This window comes from Proteus sp. G2674, assembly GCF_009915195.1.
Taxonomy (GTDB): domain Bacteria; phylum Pseudomonadota; class Gammaproteobacteria; order Enterobacterales; family Enterobacteriaceae; genus Proteus; species Proteus mirabilis.
In genome coordinates this window covers 1-19,298 of sequence record NZ_JAABLS010000008.1, presented here as the reverse complement: position 1 = coordinate 19,298, position 19,298 = coordinate 1, and the positions used below count along the sequence as shown (strand labels likewise).

At 40.3% G+C, this 19,298-nt stretch carries 18 protein-coding genes; 11 read left to right on the top strand and 7 right to left on the bottom strand.

Annotated features, from left to right (window positions below):
- Nucleotide 1 precedes the first annotated feature (1 nt).
- From lpxD to tilS, 9 genes are all read left to right on the top strand, one after another.
- Nucleotides 2-1,030 (top strand): UDP-3-O-(3-hydroxymyristoyl)glucosamine N-acyltransferase, encoded by a 1,029-nt coding sequence (gene lpxD / locus GWI58_RS02080; RefSeq protein WP_004245463.1) that lies wholly within the window; start codon nucleotides 2-4, stop codon nucleotides 1,028-1,030.
- Between the two features lie 126 nt (nucleotides 1,031-1,156).
- A complete protein-coding gene (gene fabZ, locus GWI58_RS02075) occupies nucleotides 1,157-1,609 on the top strand; it encodes a 3-hydroxyacyl-ACP dehydratase FabZ (RefSeq protein WP_004245462.1) in 453 nt (150 codons plus the stop codon).
- A 3-nt stretch (nucleotides 1,610-1,612) separates the two neighbouring features.
- On the top strand, nucleotides 1,613-2,416 hold the full coding sequence (gene lpxA / locus GWI58_RS02070) for an acyl-ACP--UDP-N-acetylglucosamine O-acyltransferase (protein ID WP_004245460.1): 804 nt from the start codon (nucleotides 1,613-1,615) through the stop codon (nucleotides 2,414-2,416).
- 7 nt (nucleotides 2,417-2,423) lie between these two features.
- Nucleotides 2,424-3,596, top strand: coding sequence for a lipid-A-disaccharide synthase (lpxB, locus tag GWI58_RS02065; RefSeq protein ID WP_017628592.1), 1,173 nt, complete (start codon nucleotides 2,424-2,426; stop codon nucleotides 3,594-3,596).
- The gene (gene rnhB / locus GWI58_RS02060) at nucleotides 3,596-4,186 is read left to right on the top strand and encodes a ribonuclease HII (protein ID WP_004245458.1); all 591 of its coding nucleotides are present in this window, start codon (nucleotides 3,596-3,598) and stop codon (nucleotides 4,184-4,186) included. The genes lpxB and rnhB overlap by 1 nt, the downstream gene beginning before the upstream one ends.
- A gap of 22 nt (nucleotides 4,187-4,208) precedes the next feature.
- Nucleotides 4,209-7,691, top strand: coding sequence for a DNA polymerase III subunit alpha (gene dnaE, locus GWI58_RS02055; protein WP_004248711.1), 3,483 nt, complete (start codon nucleotides 4,209-4,211; stop codon nucleotides 7,689-7,691).
- Nucleotides 7,692-7,703: 12 nt separating this feature from the next.
- Nucleotides 7,704-8,663: an acetyl-CoA carboxylase carboxyl transferase subunit alpha gene (gene accA / locus GWI58_RS02050; protein WP_004245456.1), complete on the top strand. Its 960-nt coding sequence runs from the start codon at nucleotides 7,704-7,706 to the stop codon at nucleotides 8,661-8,663.
- A 295-nt stretch (nucleotides 8,664-8,958) separates the two neighbouring features.
- Complete coding sequence (locus GWI58_RS02045) at nucleotides 8,959-9,702, top strand: SDR family NAD(P)-dependent oxidoreductase (RefSeq protein ID WP_094959805.1); 744 nt, start codon at nucleotides 8,959-8,961, stop codon at nucleotides 9,700-9,702.
- A 173-nt stretch (nucleotides 9,703-9,875) separates the two neighbouring features.
- Entirely contained in the window at nucleotides 9,876-11,201 is a 1,326-nt protein-coding gene (tilS, locus tag GWI58_RS02040) for a tRNA lysidine(34) synthetase TilS (protein WP_094959804.1), read from the top strand.
- 36 nt (nucleotides 11,202-11,237) lie between these two features.
- Here the strand turns inward: tilS and rof are convergent, their stop codons facing one another.
- A complete protein-coding gene (rof, locus tag GWI58_RS02035) occupies nucleotides 11,238-11,498 on the bottom strand; it encodes a Rho-binding antiterminator (protein WP_004245453.1) in 261 nt (86 codons plus the stop codon).
- Between the two features lie 261 nt (nucleotides 11,499-11,759).
- Between rof and nlpE the strand changes: the two genes are divergently transcribed.
- Nucleotides 11,760-12,440, top strand: a complete 681-nt coding sequence (gene nlpE, locus GWI58_RS02030; RefSeq protein WP_004245452.1) for an envelope stress response activation lipoprotein NlpE — start codon at nucleotides 11,760-11,762, stop codon at nucleotides 12,438-12,440.
- Nucleotides 12,441-12,557: 117 nt separating this feature from the next.
- On the opposite strand, the gene proS is transcribed toward nlpE, so the two are convergent.
- The 6 genes from proS to metN form a co-directional block, all read right to left on the bottom strand.
- On the bottom strand, nucleotides 12,558-14,273 hold the full coding sequence (gene proS / locus GWI58_RS02025; protein WP_161768862.1) for a proline--tRNA ligase: 1,716 nt from the start codon (nucleotides 14,271-14,273) through the stop codon (nucleotides 12,558-12,560).
- A gap of 174 nt (nucleotides 14,274-14,447) precedes the next feature.
- Complete coding sequence (tsaA, locus tag GWI58_RS02020; RefSeq protein ID WP_161768861.1) at nucleotides 14,448-15,155, bottom strand: tRNA (N6-threonylcarbamoyladenosine(37)-N6)-methyltransferase TrmO; 708 nt, start codon at nucleotides 15,153-15,155, stop codon at nucleotides 14,448-14,450.
- Complete coding sequence (gene rcsF / locus GWI58_RS02015) at nucleotides 15,152-15,562, bottom strand: Rcs stress response system protein RcsF (RefSeq protein ID WP_004248708.1); 411 nt, start codon at nucleotides 15,560-15,562, stop codon at nucleotides 15,152-15,154. The genes tsaA and rcsF overlap by 4 nt, the downstream gene beginning before the upstream one ends.
- Nucleotides 15,563-15,692: 130 nt before the next feature.
- The gene (locus GWI58_RS02010; RefSeq protein ID WP_004248707.1) at nucleotides 15,693-16,508 is read right to left on the bottom strand and encodes a MetQ/NlpA family lipoprotein; all 816 of its coding nucleotides are present in this window, start codon (nucleotides 16,506-16,508) and stop codon (nucleotides 15,693-15,695) included.
- A 94-nt stretch (nucleotides 16,509-16,602) separates the two neighbouring features.
- Complete coding sequence (locus tag GWI58_RS02005) at nucleotides 16,603-17,256, bottom strand: methionine ABC transporter permease MetI (protein ID WP_004245447.1); 654 nt, start codon at nucleotides 17,254-17,256, stop codon at nucleotides 16,603-16,605.
- Nucleotides 17,249-18,280, bottom strand: a complete 1,032-nt coding sequence (gene metN / locus GWI58_RS02000; RefSeq protein WP_004245446.1) for a methionine ABC transporter ATP-binding protein MetN — start codon at nucleotides 18,278-18,280, stop codon at nucleotides 17,249-17,251. The genes GWI58_RS02005 and metN overlap by 8 nt, the downstream gene beginning before the upstream one ends.
- Nucleotides 18,281-18,490: 210 nt before the next feature.
- Between metN and gmhB the strand changes: the two genes are divergently transcribed.
- Nucleotides 18,491-19,057 carry a D-glycero-beta-D-manno-heptose 1,7-bisphosphate 7-phosphatase gene (gene gmhB, locus GWI58_RS01995; protein ID WP_004245445.1) on the top strand — a complete coding sequence of 189 codons (567 nt, stop codon included), beginning with the start codon at nucleotides 18,491-18,493 and terminating at the stop codon, nucleotides 19,055-19,057.
- Nucleotides 19,058-19,298 lie beyond the last annotated feature (241 nt).

The following is a 19,298-nucleotide window of genomic DNA, read 5'->3' as shown; positions in this document are numbered from 1 at the left end:
GATGTTTTCAATTCGATTAGCTGATCTTGCTCAGCAATTGAATGCACAGTTACACGGCGATGGTGATATCACTATCGCCGGTCTTGCTTCAATGGGCTTAGCAAATGGTGAACAAATTACCTTTCTTTCCGATAGTCGCTATCGTGAAAAATTAAGTGAATGTCAGGCCGCTGCGGTGGTATTAACAGAGGCTGATCTTCCTTTTTGTCCTGTTGCTGCACTGGTGGTGAAAAATCCTTATCTGGCTTATGCACAAATGGCTCAGATTATGGATACTACGCCCGCGCCAGCACAAGATATACATCCTTCTGCTGTTATTGCCGCTGATGCTAAATTAGGGAATAACGTCTCAATTGGTGCAAATGCGGTCATTGAGTCAGGTGTTGAGTTAGGTAATAACGTAGTTATTGGTGCAGGATGTTTTATTGGTAAAAAAGCACATATCGGCGATAATAGCCGTTTGTGGGCAAATGTCTCTGTTTATCATGAAGTTATCATTGGTAAAGATTGTTTAGTACAATCTGGTACTGTCATTGGTTCTGATGGTTTTGGTTATGCCAATGAGCGTGGCAATTGGATTAAAATTCCTCAGTTAGGCTCAGTGATCATTGGTGACCGTGTCGAAATTGGTGCATGTACTACCATCGATAGAGGCGCATTAGATAACACAGTTATCGGTAATGGTGTTATCATTGATAACCAGTGCCAAATCGCACATAACGTCATTATTGGTGACAATACTGCTGTGGCAGGTGGTGTCATCATGGCGGGGAGCCTGAAAATTGGGCGTTACTGTATGATTGGTGGAGCAAGTGTTATCAATGGTCACATGGAAATTTGTGATAAAGTTACGGTAACAGGAATGGGGATGGTTATGCGTCCTATCACTGAACCTGGGGTTTATTCTTCTGGCATTCCGTTACAACCGAATAAAGCATGGCGTAAAACCGCAGCACTGGTGCTGCGAATTGATGAAATGCAAAAAAGGCTAAAGTCGCTAGAACGTCAAGTAGAAAATAGCGACAAGTAACAAGTAGCATCTTTTACGGTTGTTGTTACCTATTTTGCGACCTGCGCGTTAACTCCCTTTTTGAGTCACAGCAGGTCGTGTCATTCTTAATTAGATTCAGTTTTATTAGACAGGAAGAGTATTGCAATGAGTGATAATCATACTCTGCAAATCGAAGAAATTTTAGATTTACTTCCACACCGTTACCCATTTTTATTGGTTGACCGTGTCCTTGATTTTGAAGAAGGGAAATTTCTAAGAGCAGTAAAAAATGTATCTTTTAATGAGCCTTTCTTTCAAGGTCACTTCCCAGGCAAACCTATTTTCCCTGGTGTACTGATCCTCGAAGCAATGGCGCAGGCAACAGGTATTTTAGCATTCAAAAGCGTAGGAAAACTGGAACCCGGTGAACTTTACTATTTTGCTGCTATTGACGGTGCTCGCTTTAAACGTCCTGTCTTACCTGGAGACCAAATGGTTCTTGAGGTTGAATTCATTAAAGAACGCCGTGGCGTTGCACGCTTTAAAGGCGTCGCTAAAGTTGATGGAGAAATTGCCTGCGAAGCTGAGATGATGTGTGCTCGCCGCCGTGAGGTCTAGCTTATGATTGATAAATCCGCAGTAATTCACCCTTCTTCAATTATTGAAGAGGGTGCGGTAATTGGTGCTAATGTTCGCATTGGCCCTTTTTGCGTTATTGGTAGCCATGTTGAGATTGGTGAAGGTACAGATATCAAATCTCATGTGGTTATTAATGGCCATACGCGCATTGGCCGTGATAATCAGATTTACCAATTTGCCTCTATCGGTGAAGTAAACCAAGATCTGAAATATCGTGGTGAGCCGACCCAAGTCATTATTGGTGATCGCAATCTTATCCGCGAAAGTGTCACTATTCATCGTGGTACGACACAGGGCGGTAATATTACTAAAATTGGCAATGATAACTTATTGATGATCAATACCCATGTTGCTCATGATTGTATCATTGGCGATCGCTGTATTATTGCAAATAACGGTACTTTAGGTGGACATGTCACTTTAGGTGATTATGTGATAATCGGTGGTATGAGTGCGGTTCACCAATTTTGTCAGATTGGTTCACATGTCATGGTGGGCGGCTGTTCCGGTGTAGCACAAGATGTTCCTCCTTTTGTGATTGCACAAGGAAACCATGCCACCCCTTATGGTTTGAATATTGAAGGATTAAAACGTCGCGGTTTTGCAAAAGAAGATCTGCATGCCATTCGTAACGCTTACAAGATACTTTATCGTAATGGTAAAACGCTTGAAGAAGCGCGAGAAGAGATTGCCCAATTAGCCGCAGACAATAATAATCAGTATGTAAAAATATTCAGTGATTTTCTGGAAAACTCAGCAAAATCAAACCGCGGTATTATTCGCTAATTAGGATATGACCTTGTCAGGCCAATCATCTATAAAACAGCGTCCGTTAGTTATCGGCCTTGTGGCTGGTGAAACGTCCGGTGATATCTTGGGCGCGGGATTAATCCGCGCTCTTAAACAAATGCATCCCAATATTCGTTTTGTTGGTGTCGCAGGTCCTTTGATGCAAGCAGAAGGTTGTGAAGCTTGGTATGAAATGGAAGAGCTTGCGGTGATGGGGATCGTGGAAGTACTTGAACGTTTGCCACGATTATTGAAGATCAGAAAAGATCTCACTCAACGCTTTACACAACTTAAGCCAGATGTTTTTGTTGGTATTGATGCTCCTGATTTTAATATCACCCTTGAAGGTCGCTTAAAACAAAAAGGGTTGAAAACTATCCATTATGTCAGTCCATCAGTATGGGCTTGGCGTCAAAAACGGGTTTTTAAAATTGGTAAAGCAACGGATTTGGTTTTAGCTTTCCTTCCTTTTGAAAAAGCGTTTTACGATAAATATCAGGTTCCTTGTCGCTTTATCGGTCATACAATGGCTGATGCAATTGCGTTACACCCTGATAAAAAAGCGGCTCGTGAACACCTAGGTATTGATCAAGAGGCAATCTGTTTAGCTCTGCTACCAGGAAGTCGGCATTCTGAAGTGGAAATGCTCAGTGCGGACTTTATAAAAACAGCGCAGCGATTAAAGCAACAGATCCCCGCATTACATATTGTTGTCCCTTTGGTAAATGCGAAGCGACGGGCACAATTTGAACAAATACATCAAAGTGTTGCCCCAAAACTTGAAATCCAACTCTTAGATGGACAAGCAAGAGAGGCGATGACCGCCAGTGATGCGACTTTATTAGCATCTGGTACAGCCGCCTTAGAATGCATGTTAACGAAATGCCCGATGGTAGTGGGTTATCGTATGAAACCATTTACCTTTTGGTTAGCAAAAAAATTAGTTAAAACGCCCTATGTCTCTTTACCCAATTTATTAGCAGGACGGGAAATAATTAAAGAGTTGTTGCAAGAAGAGTGCACACCAGAAGCACTGGCAGAACAATTACTCCCCCTATTAACGGATGCGGAAAAAGCACAACACTTAAAAGAGATATTTTTACAATTACACTCAGCTATCCGTTGTCGTGCTGATGAGCAAGCAGCGAATGCAGTTTTAGAATTAGCAGGTCAATAATGGAATTTGTCTATCCTAAAGCAAACCTAATTGCTGGCGTCGATGAAGTCGGTCGCGGACCATTGGTGGGTGCGGTAGTTACTGCTGCGGTGATCCTCGATCCAGCTAATCCGATTCAAGGATTAATGGACTCGAAAAAATTGACCGAGAAAAAACGCAATGCGCTTTATGATGAAATAAAAGAAAAAGCATTATGTTGGGCTATTGGACGTGCTGAGCCTGAAGAGATAGATAAACTGAATATTCTTTGGGCAACGATGAAAGCCATGGAGCGTGCTGTCGCGGGATTATCCATAACGCCTGATATGGTCTTAGTCGACGGAAACCGTTGTCCTAACTTGCCAATGGCATCTCAAGCGGTGATTAAAGGTGATAGTTTAGTTCAAGAAATTAGCGCAGCGTCAATACTGGCTAAAGTTACCCGTGATAGGGAAATGGAACAGCTAGATAAACTTTATCCTGATTATGGCTTTGCCAAACATAAAGGCTATCCAACAGCCTTCCATATGGAAAAACTGGCTTCATTAGGGGCAACGCCTTATCATCGTAAAAGTTTTGCGCCTGTAAAACGTGCTTTAAATTTAGTCTAATCCACAGAGTAATTAATAAGATATGGCAGATCCTCGTTTTATCCATCTAAGGGTACACAGCGATTATTCAATGATCGATGGATTGGCAAAAACAGGGCCTCTTGTGAAGAAAGTGGCTTCGCTGGGTATGCCTGCTTTTGCAATTACAGATTTCACTAACTTATGTGGGTTAGTGAAATTTTATGGTGCGGCTCATGGTGCCGGTATCAAACCTATTGTTGGTGCAGATGTCTATCTGGAAACGGAACTATTAGGTGATGAATACGCGCATTTAACCATTCTCGCCCGTGATAATGTGGGATATCAAAACCTAACACTATTGATTTCTGAAGCTTATAAACATGGTTATGGTGCTGCCGGACCGGTTATCAAACAAGAGTGGTTAACAACATATAAAGAAGGTCTCTTGTTGCTTTCTGGCGGTAGAATGGGAGATGTTGGTAAATTCCTACTACGCGGTAATCGAGCTTTAGTTGAGCAATGTCTTGAATATTATCAAACGCACTTTCCTGATAGCTATTATTTAGAGCTTATTCGTACTGGGCGTCCAGATGAAGAGAGCTACTTACACGAAGCTGTAGCCTTAGCATCAGAAAAAGGGCTTCCTGTTGTTGCGACAAATGATGTCCGTTTTCTGGATAGTGATGATTTTGATGCTCATGAAATTCGCGTGGCTATTCATGATGGTTTCACATTATCCGATCCTAAACGTCCTAAACACTACAGTCCTCAGCAATATATGCGCACAGAAGAAGAGATGTGTGAGCTTTTTGCTGATATTCCTGAAGCATTAGAAAACAGTGTTGAAATAGCCAAACGCTGTAATGTGACTATTCGTTTAGGTGAATACTTTCTTCCTCAATTCCCGACTGGGGATATGAGTACAGAAGATTTCTTAATTAAAAAGTCCAAAGAGGGCTTAGAAGAGCGCCTTGCCTTTTTATTTCCTGATCCGCAAGAGAGAGAAAAGCGACGTCCTGAATACGATGAGCGCCTTGAGATTGAACTTAAAGTTATTAACCAGATGGGATTCCCCGGTTACTTTTTGATAGTGATGGAATTTATCCAGTGGTCTAAAGATAACGGTGTTCCTGTAGGGCCAGGACGTGGTTCAGGTGCTGGCTCACTGGTGGCTTATTCGCTTAAGATAACAGATCTCGATCCTCTTGAGTTTGATCTACTGTTTGAACGTTTTCTTAATCCAGAACGTGTATCAATGCCTGACTTTGACGTTGACTTCTGTATGGAGAAGCGCGATAGAGTTATTGATCACGTTGCGGATATGTATGGTCGTGATGCCGTATCACAGATCATTACCTTTGGTACTATGGCAGCCAAAGCTGTTATTCGAGATGTTGGGCGTGTTTTAGGACACCCTTATGGCTTTGTTGATAGAATTTCCAAGCTTGTTCCCCCAGATCCGGGAATGACGTTAGAAAAAGCTTTTGCCGCAGAGCCTCAGTTACCTGAAATTTACGAAGCTGATGAAGAAGTGAAATCGCTTATTGATATGGCGCGTAAATTAGAAGGGGTAACCCGTAATGCGGGTAAGCATGCCGGTGGTGTCGTTATTTCTCCAACCAAAATTACCGACTTTGCGCCACTTTATTGCGATCCGGAAGGGAATAACCCGGTTACACAATTTGATAAGAATGATGTTGAATATGCCGGTCTTGTTAAATTTGACTTCTTAGGGTTAAGAACGCTGACGATAATCAACTGGGCATTAGAAATGATTAATGCTCGACGGGCTAAAAAATCACTTGAGCCTGTTGATATATCAGCCATTTCATTAACCGATCAGCGTAGCTTCGATATGTTGCAACGCTCTGAAACCACCGCGGTATTCCAGTTAGAATCCCGTGGTATGAAAGATCTGATAAAGCGTCTGCGACCAGACTGCTTCGAAGATATGATTGCGTTAGTTGCACTGTTTCGCCCGGGGCCTTTACAGTCGGGGATGGTGGATAACTTTATCGACCGAAAACACGGTGTTGAAGAGATTTCCTACCCTGATGTTAAATGGCAACATGAGAGCTTACAGCCTGTATTAGAGCCAACTTATGGTGTTATCTTGTATCAAGAACAAGTGATGCAGATAGCACAGGTACTTGCCGGTTATACCTTGGGTGGCGCGGATATGTTACGACGCGCGATGGGTAAGAAAAAACCAGAGGAGATGGCAAAACAGCGCTCTGTGTTTGAAGCGGGGGCGATTAAAAATGGTGTTGATGGCGAATTAGCCATGAAAATCTTTGACTTGGTAGAGAAATTTGCCGGTTATGGATTTAACAAATCGCACTCAGCGGCTTATGCCTTAGTTTCTTATCAAACGCTCTGGTTAAAAGCTCATTATCCTGCGGAGTTTATGGCGGCAGTTATGACTGCCGATATGGATAATACCGAAAAAGTGGTCGGTCTGGTGGATGAATGTTGGCGAATGGGGTTAAAAGTCCTTCCTCCAGATATTAATAGTGGGCTTTATCATTTCCATGTTAATGATGAAGGCGAAATAGTGTATGGCATAGGGGCTATCAAAGGGGTTGGAGAAGGCCCTATTGAGGCAATTGTCGAAGCGCGTCAACAAGGTGGTCATTTTAAAGATATTTTTGATCTCTGTGCGAGAACAGAAACCAAAAAATTGAATCGCCGAGTGATGGAAAAACTGATAATGTCAGGCGCATTTGATAAATTAGGGCCTCACCGTGCAGCATTAATGTCTTCGCTTGAAGATGCCTTAAAGGCGGCAGATCAACACGCAAAAGCGGAAGCCATTGGGCAATCCGATATGTTTGGTGTATTGGCAGAAGCCCCAGAGCAAGTGGAACGTTCTTATGCCAATGTACCTAAATGGCCAGATCAAGTTGTTTTAGAAGGTGAGCGAGAAACCCTCGGTTTATATTTAACGGGACATCCCATCACCCGTTATCTAAAAGAAATTGAACGATATGCGGCAGGAACCCGTCTAAAAGATCTAGTACCTACCCCCCGAGGTCAGATGGTAAAAGTGGCAGGATTAGTCCTTGCTTCGAAAGTCTTTACCACTAAACGAGGGAATAGAATTGGTATATGTACGTTAGATGATCGTTCTGGTCGTTTGGAAATTATGTTATTTTCCGATGCATTAGATAAATACCAACATCTATTGGAACAAGATCGGATTTTAATTGCTACCGGGCAGGTCAGCTTTGATGATTTCAACGGTGGGCTTAAAATGACAGTCCGCGAATTAATGGATATTAACGAAGCGCGTGAAAAATATGCTCGAGGGCTTGCTATCTCGTTATCAGACAGGCAAATTAATGAGCAATTATTAAATCGTCTTCGCGGCGTTTTAGAACCTCATCGTTCAGGCACGATCCCGGTTCATCTTTATTTTCAAAAGCATGATGCCTGTGCACGTTTGCGTTTTGGTGCAACATGGCGAGTAACGCCGACTGATATGCTTTTGACCGATCTGCGAACTCTGCTGGGTAATGAGCAGGTGGAATTAGAATTTGACTAGAATAGGAATGTTATGAGTCTTAATTTTCTGGATTTTGAACAGCCAATTGCCGAGTTAGAAGCGAAAATCGATTCGCTAACCGCAGTTAGCCAACATGATGAAAAAATTGATATTAATATTGATGAAGAAGTTGCACGCTTAAGAGAAAAAAGTTTAGAACTTACTCGAAAAATTTTCTCTGATCTTGGTGCATGGCAAGTGGCACAACTTGCTCGTCATCCATTAAGACCTTATACCCTTGATTATATTAATCGTGTTTTTACTGATTTTCAGGAGTTAGCGGGTGATCGCGCTTATGCTGATGATAAAGCGATTGTCGGTGGTATTGCTCGTTTAGACGGTCGTCCGGTGATGATCATTGGTCATCAAAAAGGACGTGAAACGAAAGAAAAAATTCGTCGTAATTTTGGTATGCCAGCTCCTGAAGGTTATCGCAAAGCGCTACGTTTAATGGAAATGGCACAACGTTTTAAATTACCTATTATCACTTTTATTGATACTCCGGGAGCTTATCCGGGGGTGGGCGCTGAAGAGCGTGGACAATCAGAAGCGATTGCTCGTAATTTAAGAGAAATGTCTCGCTTTGGTGTGCCAATTATTTGTACCGTTATTGGCGAAGGTGGCTCTGGTGGTGCTTTGGCGATTGGTGTGGGTGATAAAGTGAATATGTTGCAGTACAGCACCTATTCCGTTATTTCGCCAGAAGGTTGTGCTTCTATTCTATGGAAGAGTGCTGATAAAGCACCATTAGCTGCTGAAGCTATGGGGATCACGGCAAATCGTTTAAAAGAATTAAAATTGATTGATACGGTGATCCCTGAACCTTTAGGTGGTGCTCATCGTCATTATGATGAAATGGCTGCATCACTAAAAGCGCAGCTAAAAGCTGATTTAGCGCAGTTAGATGAGTTTGATACAGAAGAGCTCACTAACCGCCGTTATCAACGCTTAATGGAATATGGCTATTGCTGATTGAGCGGGTACTTAGCTAGCTATTAAAAAGATCACTCCCCATGCTATAGCATGGGGTTTTTTTATGGCGAATAGGAGCAGGCTATTATCGCGCCACTATCACTCCAGCTAATTTTTCTTTTATAAAACTATTTCTATTATTAATAGTAATAGCTTGTGATGCTTTCATTTTTAATTATATATCAATATGTTAACTCGATCTCAAATATAAGATTTATGTTTATCTTTGCTTAAAAAATACGTAACCCTACCTATGATTTGATAAGGCTTATCGTTAATCAAAGAAGGAAAAGTTATGATTTCATTTAGCAACAAAGTAGGCATTATCACCGGAGGTAATAGTGGTATCGGTTTAGCTAGCGCTGAGAAATTTTTATCACTAGGGGCATCGGTTATTATTACTGGAAGTCATTTAGGTCGTGGGGAAAAAGCACAAAAGTATTTGCAAGATAAAGGGTTTTCCGCAGAATTTGTACAAATGGATGCCACCAATGAGCAAGATAATCAACAACTGGTTAAGCATGTAGTAAAACATTATGGCAAAGTGGATTTTTTATTTGCTAATGCGGGTGTTTTAACCGATACCGTTGCCGATAAATTACATTACGATCAATGGAAAAAAGTGCTTGATGTTAATCTTAATGGACTATTTCTTATTAACCGCGCGGTTATTCAACATTGGTTAGAAACTAAAACCACAGGGGCTATTGTTAACTGTAGTTCAATCTGCTCTTTTGTCGGCCAGCATGCATTTCCTGCTTATTGCTCCTCTAAAGGGGGCATTAAATTACTCACACAAACGTTAGCGCTTGATTATGCCAGTCAAGGTATTCGTGTTAATGCTGTTTGTCCAGGCTATATTGATACTCCTTTATTAGAGGGGCGTGAATTAGACAAACAAAAACTCGTCGCTTTACACCCTATTGGTCGGTTAGGTACAGCTGAAGAGGTGGCTAATGTTGTTGCCTTTTTAGCAAGTGATGCCGCCTCGTTTGTCACAGGGGCTTCTTATCTCGTTGATGGTGGCTTTACGGCATAATTAAACCCATGACAGCGATGAGGACAGCATTTTCTTAGTATCGTTATCAGCTTAAGTGAAAAGCTATATTCTGCTTTCTTTTTTATTATGTTGTGGCGAAAGGTTGTGTTCGTGCAAAATGCAATGGAAAGGCTTAACATAACCCATTGAATTCCTCGATAACTGATAATGCTATGGAACTGAAAAATTGTCCTCTTATTAACGAAATTAAACGACAAATTGGCTCTCATACTCATATTTTAGTGGGTTTTAGTGGTGGAGTTGATTCAACCGTTTTATTGCATGGGTTGGTTTGCTTACGTGATAAATATCAACTTCCTTTAGAATTAACGGCAATTTATGTTCATCATGGATTGAATTCAAAAGCCGATGATTGGCTCACGCATTGCGAACATTTTTGTCATAACTGGCAGGTCAGTTTTATCAGTGAAAGAGTACAAGTCAATGGGAAAGAAGGGGGGATTGAGCAGGGTGCCAGAGAAGCGCGCTATCAAGCTTATCGCCAATATTTACAGCCTAATCAAGTTTTAGTGACGGCACAACATCAAGATGATCAAGCGGAAACTTTCCTATTAGCGCTTAAACGCGGTAGTGGACCGGCAGGGTTGTCTTCAATGCCTGCAAAAATGCCTTTTGAACAAGGGTATTTATTACGACCATTACTTAATATCACACGTGAGCAAATCGAAGCTTATGCACATGAGCACGGTTTATTATGGATTGAGGATGATAGTAATCAAGATGATCGCTATGATCGCAATTTCTTACGTTTACATGTTATGCCTCTATTGACTCAGCGCTGGCCACATTTTTCTCAAGCTGTCACTCGTAGTGCCGCACTGTGTGGTGAACAAGAAGCGCTCTTAGATGAGTTACTCGAAGTAGAATTGCAGCAATTGATTGATGAGCATCAGAGTTTAGATATCAATTTATTGTCCCGCTGTAGCGAAATAAAACGTAATGCATTGTTGCGTCGTTGGTTTGCTAAATGTAATAAAAGCATGCCATCAAGATCTCAATTGTCGCGGCTATGGCAAGAAGTTGCTTTAGCTAAAGCAGATGCAGAGCCACGGTTACGTTTTTTCCAAGATGAAATTAGGCGTTATCAACAACGCCTCTATCTTGTGCCAGTTATGGAAGAACTAACGGATAGGGTTATCGAATGGTCATTATCACAACCTTTAATTTTGCCTAATCAGTTAGGGATATTAGTGGTGAGTCGTGATAGCGGTAAAACAATCTGCAGAGCACCGTTAGCAGATGAAAAAGTGACGGTTCGTTTTGGCTTAACGGCTTCATCTTTACGTATTGTTGGGCGAGATTTGGCCAGATCAAGCAAGAAAATTTGGCAAGAGCTTAATATTGCCCCATGGCAAAGAACTCGTATCCCATTGATTTATTATAACGATACATTAATTGCAGCGGTTAATACTTTTGTGACTTTAGAGGGAAATGCAACAACAGAACAAAGTATAACAATTGAGTGGCAAGCGTCGTAAACAACCGCCGTAATTGGCGGTTGTTTATGTAAATAGTTATTCAGATTTGATTATGATAGTGCCAAGTTCGGGATGAGAAAAACTGGCAATAATATCCAGTCGTAAATCTTTTGCACCCTCAGATGTTTTTACTTTCAGATATTCAACTTTTTTACTTAAAAAGAGATCATCTGCGACACCATCAATTTGCTCACCATTATGTAATTCAATATGGAGTGTTAAGCCTCGTTGGCAAGCTAACTCCAAATATTCATAATCATCACAATTAATTGGTTGATATTCTGTATTTGTTGACATATTCCCTCACCACTCGTTCGTGGCGGTATTGCCGCCAGTGAATAATTCAGAATAAAATCATTATGCTGTTATTCGAAGTGATCACAATAGTTATTGTGATAATTTTCTGAAATAGTGCATTCTGCGACAAGATTTAAGAATTTATACTAAAACGTAGTGTAATTATCTTAAAGGGGGTTTTATTCACCCTTTTTGCTTAAAAAAATGCTAAACTAGCATTGAAAACGAGAAATTAGAAAGTACCCAGAACTTAGGGAGTTGATGATGGGGAAAAAACTTTTATTTGCAGCCATTGCTGCAGGGTTATTTATTATGTCAGGCTGCCAGAATAATATTGGCCTGTCACTCGATGGTAAAATTGTTGATCAAACATATAACAGTATTCTACCTTGTGCCGATTGTTCTGGTATCGACACGACTATTCTTGTCAATCAAGATGGCTCTTATGTAATGGAGCAAAGTTACCAAGGCACTTCTGATGACAATCGAAGTTTTTTTGAGTCAGGTACTTGGTCATTAAGTAAAGATAAACTGACCTTGACTAATAGTTATGGCGAGAAGAGTTACTATTTACCTCGTGAAGATAAATTAGTTATGTTGGATATCGATGGTAATGTAATTAATTCGGGTCTTAATTATACCTTAGCAAAGGTTCAACCTAAGCAGTTAGCGGGTGAATTTACCTATTTTGCTGACGCTGGAACCTTTAAAGATTGCCAATCTGGACGTGTCTATGCCGCTGATGGATTAGTATTAGAAAAAGGCTATTTTGCTACAGGCGTTGATGGCGGAACACCTGTCTATCTAGAGGTCAGAGGTTACTATAGTATTCGTCCTTCAATGGAAGATGGACAGTATGATCGTGCATTAGTGGTTACCGATAATAAACCGCGCTTTGATCGTCATGGCTCTTGCAATAGCCGTCGTAATAGCAGAAGTTAATTCATTATAAAAAAACCGCTTTAAATAAAGCGGTTTTTTTACGTTAACAAAAGTGGTAACAGCAGTCGTTAAGTTTGGTCAGTTTAGCCCAATAAGGGCTAAACAATATTAGATGGATTAAGCTAGTTGCTCTTTAATAAAGGCAACAACATCATTCACATTGACCAGCGATTTATCATCACTACGGCGTGCTTTATACTCAACTTGTTCGTTATCCAGATTACGATCACCAATCACGATGGTGTGCGGTACACCAATCAGTTCCATATCTGCAAACATCACACCTGGGCGCTCTTTGCGATCATCAAATAAAACATCAATACCCTGTGCACGTAAGTCAGCATAGAGTTTCTCTGCTACTTCTTTTACACGATAAGAACGATGCATGTTCATTGGTAAAATGGCAACTTGGAAAGGTGCGATAGCATCAGGCCAGATAATACCACGAGCATCGTGATTTTGTTCGATTGCCGCTGCAACGATACGAGTAATACCAATACCATAACAACCCATAGTCACAACTTGGTTATGGCCTTCTTCGTTTTGTACCGTCGCTTTTAATGCTTCAGAATATTTCTTACCTAGTTGGAAGATATGACCGACTTCAATACCACGTTTGATAAGTAAAGTACCTTTACCATCTGGGCTTGGATCACCTTCGACAACATTACGGATATCCGCCATTTCAGCAAGAGGTAAATCACGCTCCCAGTTAATACCAAAGTAGTGTTTACCATCAATATTTGCACCAGCACCAAAATCGCTCATAACAGATACAGCGCGATCGATAATGATTGGTAATGGCAAGTTAATTGGACCAAGAGAGCCTGGACCTGCATTAACAGCTTGGCGGATCTCTTCTTCAGTCGCGAAAACTAAAGGTGAAGCGACAATGCTACATTTTTCTGCTTTTATTTCATTGAGCTCATGATCACCACGGACTAATAAAGCCACTAATTTATGACCACTTTCTTCAGTTGCATGAACAATAAGTGTTTTAACTGTTTTTTCAATAGGCAGATTAAATTGTTCAACTAATTCAGCAATAGTTTTTGCGTTTGGTGTATCTACTAAACGTAACTCTTTTGTTGCTGGTGAACGAGGTGTTGCTGGCATAACCGCTTCTGCTAATTCAATATTAGCAGCATAGTCAGATGCTGTTGAGAATACGATATCATCTTCTCCGCTATCTGCTAATACTTGGAATTCATGAGAGGCACTACCACCAATAGAGCCTGTATCAGCTAATACTGGACGGAAGTCTAAACCAATACGAGTAAAGATATTGCTATAGGCTTGATACATTCTGTCGTAAGTCTCTTGTAGAGACTCTTGAGAGATATGGAATGAATAGGCATCTTTCATGATAAACTCACGTGAACGCATAACACCAAAGCGCGGGCGTACTTCATCACGGAATTTAGTTTGAATTTGGTAAAGGTTGAGTGGTAGTTGTTTGTAAGAGGTGATTTCATTACGAACAATATCGGTCACCACTTCTTCATGGGTTGGACCTAAAACAAAAGGACGCTCACCGCGATCTGTAAAACGCAACAATTCTGGGCCATATTGTTCCCAACGGCCACTTTCTTGCCATAGATCAGCAGGCTGAACAACCGGCATTGAAATTTCAAGTGAGCCTGCGTTGTCCATCTCTTCACGAACAATTTTCTCAATTTTTCTCAGGACACGAACACCAGTCGGCATCCAATCATAAAGACCAGATGCGAGTTTACGGATCATACCTGCGCGAAGCATGAGTTGATGGCTGACAATTTCGGCATCAGCAGGCGTCTCTTTCAAAGTAGAGAGCAAATAGTGGCTAGTACGCATTATTAGGTTCCATTAGAACAAAAATACTTAGGCTGACTGTCAGGCCAGTCTACATCAATATAAATAGAGAAAGTCTTTAGTCTACCAGTGACTTAGGTTTGCCAAAAGAGGCAAAGCATTTTTTTCAATCTGATTTGCTTAAAGACAAGAAGTTTCAATGTTAGTAAGTGCAAGTTAGCGCGGTTCTATACTAAGAACAAGTGTTTGCTGCCCATTGACTTGCCAACGAATATTAAAATCCAGTAAATGCACGGCATATACTCTATCACTTTGTTCGTTTTTTTTATAAGCAGGACGCGGATCTTGTTGCAATACTTGAGTGATAAATCGCATAAGATGAGGATATTGATGAGAGTAATATTGTAACTGCTGTGTGGCATCTTCAGAAAAAAGAATCTCCATCTCTTCATGAGGAGCATATTGGGCAAAGCCTGCTGTTGCATCAGCAATAGATTCAGCATAGGGAAGGTACGGCTTGATATCAATAATGGGGGTTCCATCAATAAGATCTAGACTGCCTAGTTGCAAGATCACCGATTGCTTTTCAATAATGATATCTTTTAGCTCGACTAATGACATGCCGATAGCATTAGGGCGAAAAGTTGAGCGAGTGGCGAAAACCCCGAGTTTGCTATTCCCCCCTAATCTTGGCGGGCGCACTAATGGATGCCAACCTTGTTGCGCTGTTTGATGAAAAATAAATAATAACCAAAGATGGCTAAATTGTTCTAAGCCTCTTACTGCATCAGGATGATTATAAGGTGTGTGTAGTAGTAGCTGGCCTACGCCATCCTGGACTAATCCAGGTTGGCGAGGAACGGCAAATTTCTCTTTATAAGGGCTAATAATATGCCCTATAGATGTTATTTGGTAGCTATTCATTGAGTAATTAATAGTGCTGAACCTTCACAGATTGCCGATTGATAGCAACCCATTCCTGTGACTATTTGGCATTCATGTAATAAAACTGCATTCGCATTTTTATAAGCCGCTTTGATAGCCATTCTTTTTTTCGCAGCAGGTAAGCTTGCGGGTGGATCTTGTAGTGTTTGTCGGCAAGATTCACCGGCAACAACACCTAAATCTTTAAAAGGCGCACCTAAAAGATCTTCTGTTTTTTCAACAATGCGAACAGGAGATAAAGTTTGCTGTTTGGGCTTTTGTGGTTGGCCAGGTTTATTTAAACGCATATCCGTAAACTTAGACTGATCAACATCAGATGATTTCTGCATTGAACAGCCGGTCATAAACAGCGCTATAATGCCAATAAGTAGCAAGCGCATGTGCATGGGTATATCCTCTTTATTATTGTCTATACAAAAATTAAACCGCCCTAATTTAATGCAAATTAGCCCAGTAAAAAAGAGAAAGGCGAACAAATGTCCGCCTTTTTTATTATTAAGTTGAGTTGTGAGATGATTACCAACCTTTTACTGCACCACCGTTAAAAATCTTATTCGCAGCGCTATCAACTTCATCTGTTTGATAAGATTGAATAAATTTCTTCACATTTTCATCATCTTTATTGTCTTCACGGGCAACAATAATATTGACATAAGGTGAATCTTTATCTTCAACAAAAATACCATCTTTTGCTGGAGTTAAGTTAACTTGACTCGCATAGGTTGTATTAATAACCGCTAAGTAGATTTTTTGATCATCTAAAGAGCGCGGTAATTGTGGTGCTTCTAACTCAACTAATTGTATGTTTTTCGGATTTTCAATGATATCCAGTTTAGTCGGTAATAAACCAACCCCTTCCTTTAATTTCACTAATCCTACTTTTTCTAAAAGTAGCAGTGAACGACCTAAGTTAGTTGGATCATTAGGGATAGCCACTTGTGCACCATCGGGTAAATCTGCTAAATCCGTTATTTTTTTAGAATAACCAGCAATAGGGTAAATAAAGGTATTACCTACAGCCGTAATTTTGTAATTACGATCTTTGATTTGTTGATCTAAATAAGGCTTATGTTGAAAGGCATTAATATCAATATCACCACGGCTTAATGATTCATTCGGCATGACAAAGTCATTGAAAGTGACGAGTTCAACATTAAGTCCATATTTATCTTTAGCGACTTGTTTAGCAACTTCAGCAACTTGTTGTTCAGAACCAGAAATAACCCCCACACGGATATGATTGGGATCTTTTTCTTTTTCGCCACAACCTGCTAAAGCTAAAGCACCGACTAACGCACTGACTACAGCAAGTGATTTAAATTTCAATGACATAGATTTACCCTTTCTTTGAACTGGTTAAATAAAAGGTTTCATACAAACTACATTTATTGATTAGATAGTAGATGAATAGAAACCTTTAATTCATTTATTTATGTGTTGTCAGTTTAACTAAACGATCGCCAATAAACTGAATGATAAAAACAAGAATAACAAGTAGTACAATGACGGTATTCATTACTGTGGCATTATAGCCCACATAACCATACTGATAACCAATTTGACCTAAACCACCGGCACCCACAGCACCACCCATTGCGGAATAACCGACTAATGTAATGAGTGTAATGGTCGCAGCATTAATTAAACCTGGTAAAGATTCTGGTAATAAAACTTTCTTGATTATCTGCATTGGTGTTGCCCCCATGGCACGAGAAGCTTCAATTAAACCATGAGGTATTTCTAATAAGGTATTTTCTACCATACGTGCAATAAAAGGTGCAGCTCCTACAGTTAATGGAACGATAGCCGCCTGTAAACCAATGGATGTTCCTACTACCATACGTGTAAAAGGGATCATCCAAACTAATAAGATAATAAAAGGGATGGCCCTAAAAATATTAACTAAAGCAGAAATCACTTTATAAGCGGGGGAGTTCGCCATAATTTGCTCTGGTCGAGTCACATAAAGTAAGACACCTAATGGTAATCCAATGACAAAACCAAAAAAGCCTGAGACAAATGTCATGACTAAGGTTTCCCAGATCCCACTAATTAATAAATAAATCATTCCTTCAGACATAACCGAGAACCTCTACTTTCACATGATGCTCTTCTAAAAACGCGATAGACTTTTCTGTGTTACCATTTTTACCGTGTAATTCTGCTAGCATCACGCCAAACTTTACTCCACCGGCATAGTCCATTTGAGAACTTAAAATATTAATATCAGCATCAAAACGACGAGCAACAATAGACATTAATGGCGCATCAACAGATAACCCATTAAATTCAAGCTTTAACAGCGGGAATAAGCCTTCTTCCCACTCAGGCTTCATACGTTCTTTATAATCGTCAGGAATATCCAATTGTAATGTTGATTGAATAAATGCTTGAGAAACGGGTGTTTTAGGGTGAGAGAAAACCTCACTTACCGCATCACTTTCAACTAATTGACCACCACTGATCACGGCAACTTGGTCACAAATACGTTTTACAACATCCATTTCATGAGTGATAAGTAAAATAGTTAACCCTAAACGACGATTAATATCTTTTAACAGTTCTAAAATAGAACGTGTCGTTGCAGGATCAAGAGCACTAGTTGCCTCATCACACAATAAAACGTTTGGTGAATTAGCTAATGCTCGAGCAATCGCAACACGCTGCTTTTGTCCCCCTGATAAATTGGCAGGGTAATACTCTTTTTTATCTGCTAAACCCACTAATTCTAATAACTCATTAACACGTTTATTAATATCTGCACGCGGCGTGTTATCAAGTTCTAGAGGTAAGGCAACATTATCAAATACCGTTCTTGAGGACAGTAAATTAAAATGTTGGAAAATCATGCCAATGCCACGACGTGCTTTGGTTAATTCTTTATCAGATAATTTTGTTAGATCACGACCATCAACCCAAACTTCACCTGATGTCGGCTTTTCTAACATGTTTACACAGCGTATGAGAGTACTTTTACCTGCACCTGACGATCCAATCACACCAAAAATCTGCCCTTGTGGCACATGCAGGTTAATATTTGATAGCGCTTGTATTGAACGCGCTCCCTGCTTAAATACTTTATTTATATTCGTCAGTTTAATCATCTTGTTCTTTATATAAGTAGAATATGGGACATTCACGCTATTCTGCCCGAGTTAAAATAGATGTTAAGGCGTCTAGACGTCCAAGTCAACAAAAAAGAGCAGAAGCGTAATAGGTAATAATAGTCAATAAAAGAAAGAAAGGTGGATATGCTTCTCTATATAAGAAAAAACATGCGATACTAAGCGCAAATATCTAAAAGGAGTAATGCTGTGAGCAAGGGGATTTCTGCGATTTTTTTAGATCGCGATGGAACGATTAATATCGATCATGGTTATGTATCTGAAATTGATAACTTTGAATTTATCGAAGGTGTGATTGAAGCAATGGCTGAATTAAAAGCCATGGGATATGCTTTAGTGCTAGTGACTAATCAGTCAGGTATTGGTCGAGGGTATTATAGTGAAGATCAGTTTTTACATTTAACTGAATGGATGGATTGGTCTTTAGCTGATCGAGGCGTCGATTTAGACGGCATTTATTATTGCCCACATCATCCAGATGCAATTATAGAAGAATACAAAAAAGAGTGTGACTGTCGTAAACCTGCAACAGGTATGTTTATGGATGCGAAAGCACAATTAAACATCGATATGGCATCTTCTTATATGGTGGGAGATAAAAAAGAAGATATGTTGGCAGCAAAAGCGGCTGGAGTTGGGCATAAAATTCTCGTTCGAACAGGAAAAGCGATTACAGAAGAGGCCGAAACTTGTGCAGATTTTGTTCTAGATAGCTTAGCCGACTTGCCAAAATGGCTTAAAAGCCACAAAAAATAGGCACTTCGTTTAATTAACCAACAAACAAACATTTTTTTTCAAAAAACTATTGCCAGCCTCAGAAAACTCCCTATAATGCGTCCTCGTTGTCACGGCACAGGGCGCTAAGCGAACCGGCTGAGAGAACAAAATAAAAAAGTGAAAAGCCTGATAAATTAGCGCTTGACACTGAATGAGGAAGATGTAGAATGCACCTCCTCGCAACAACGCAGAAGACCGGAAACGGCAGCGACAGTTGCAC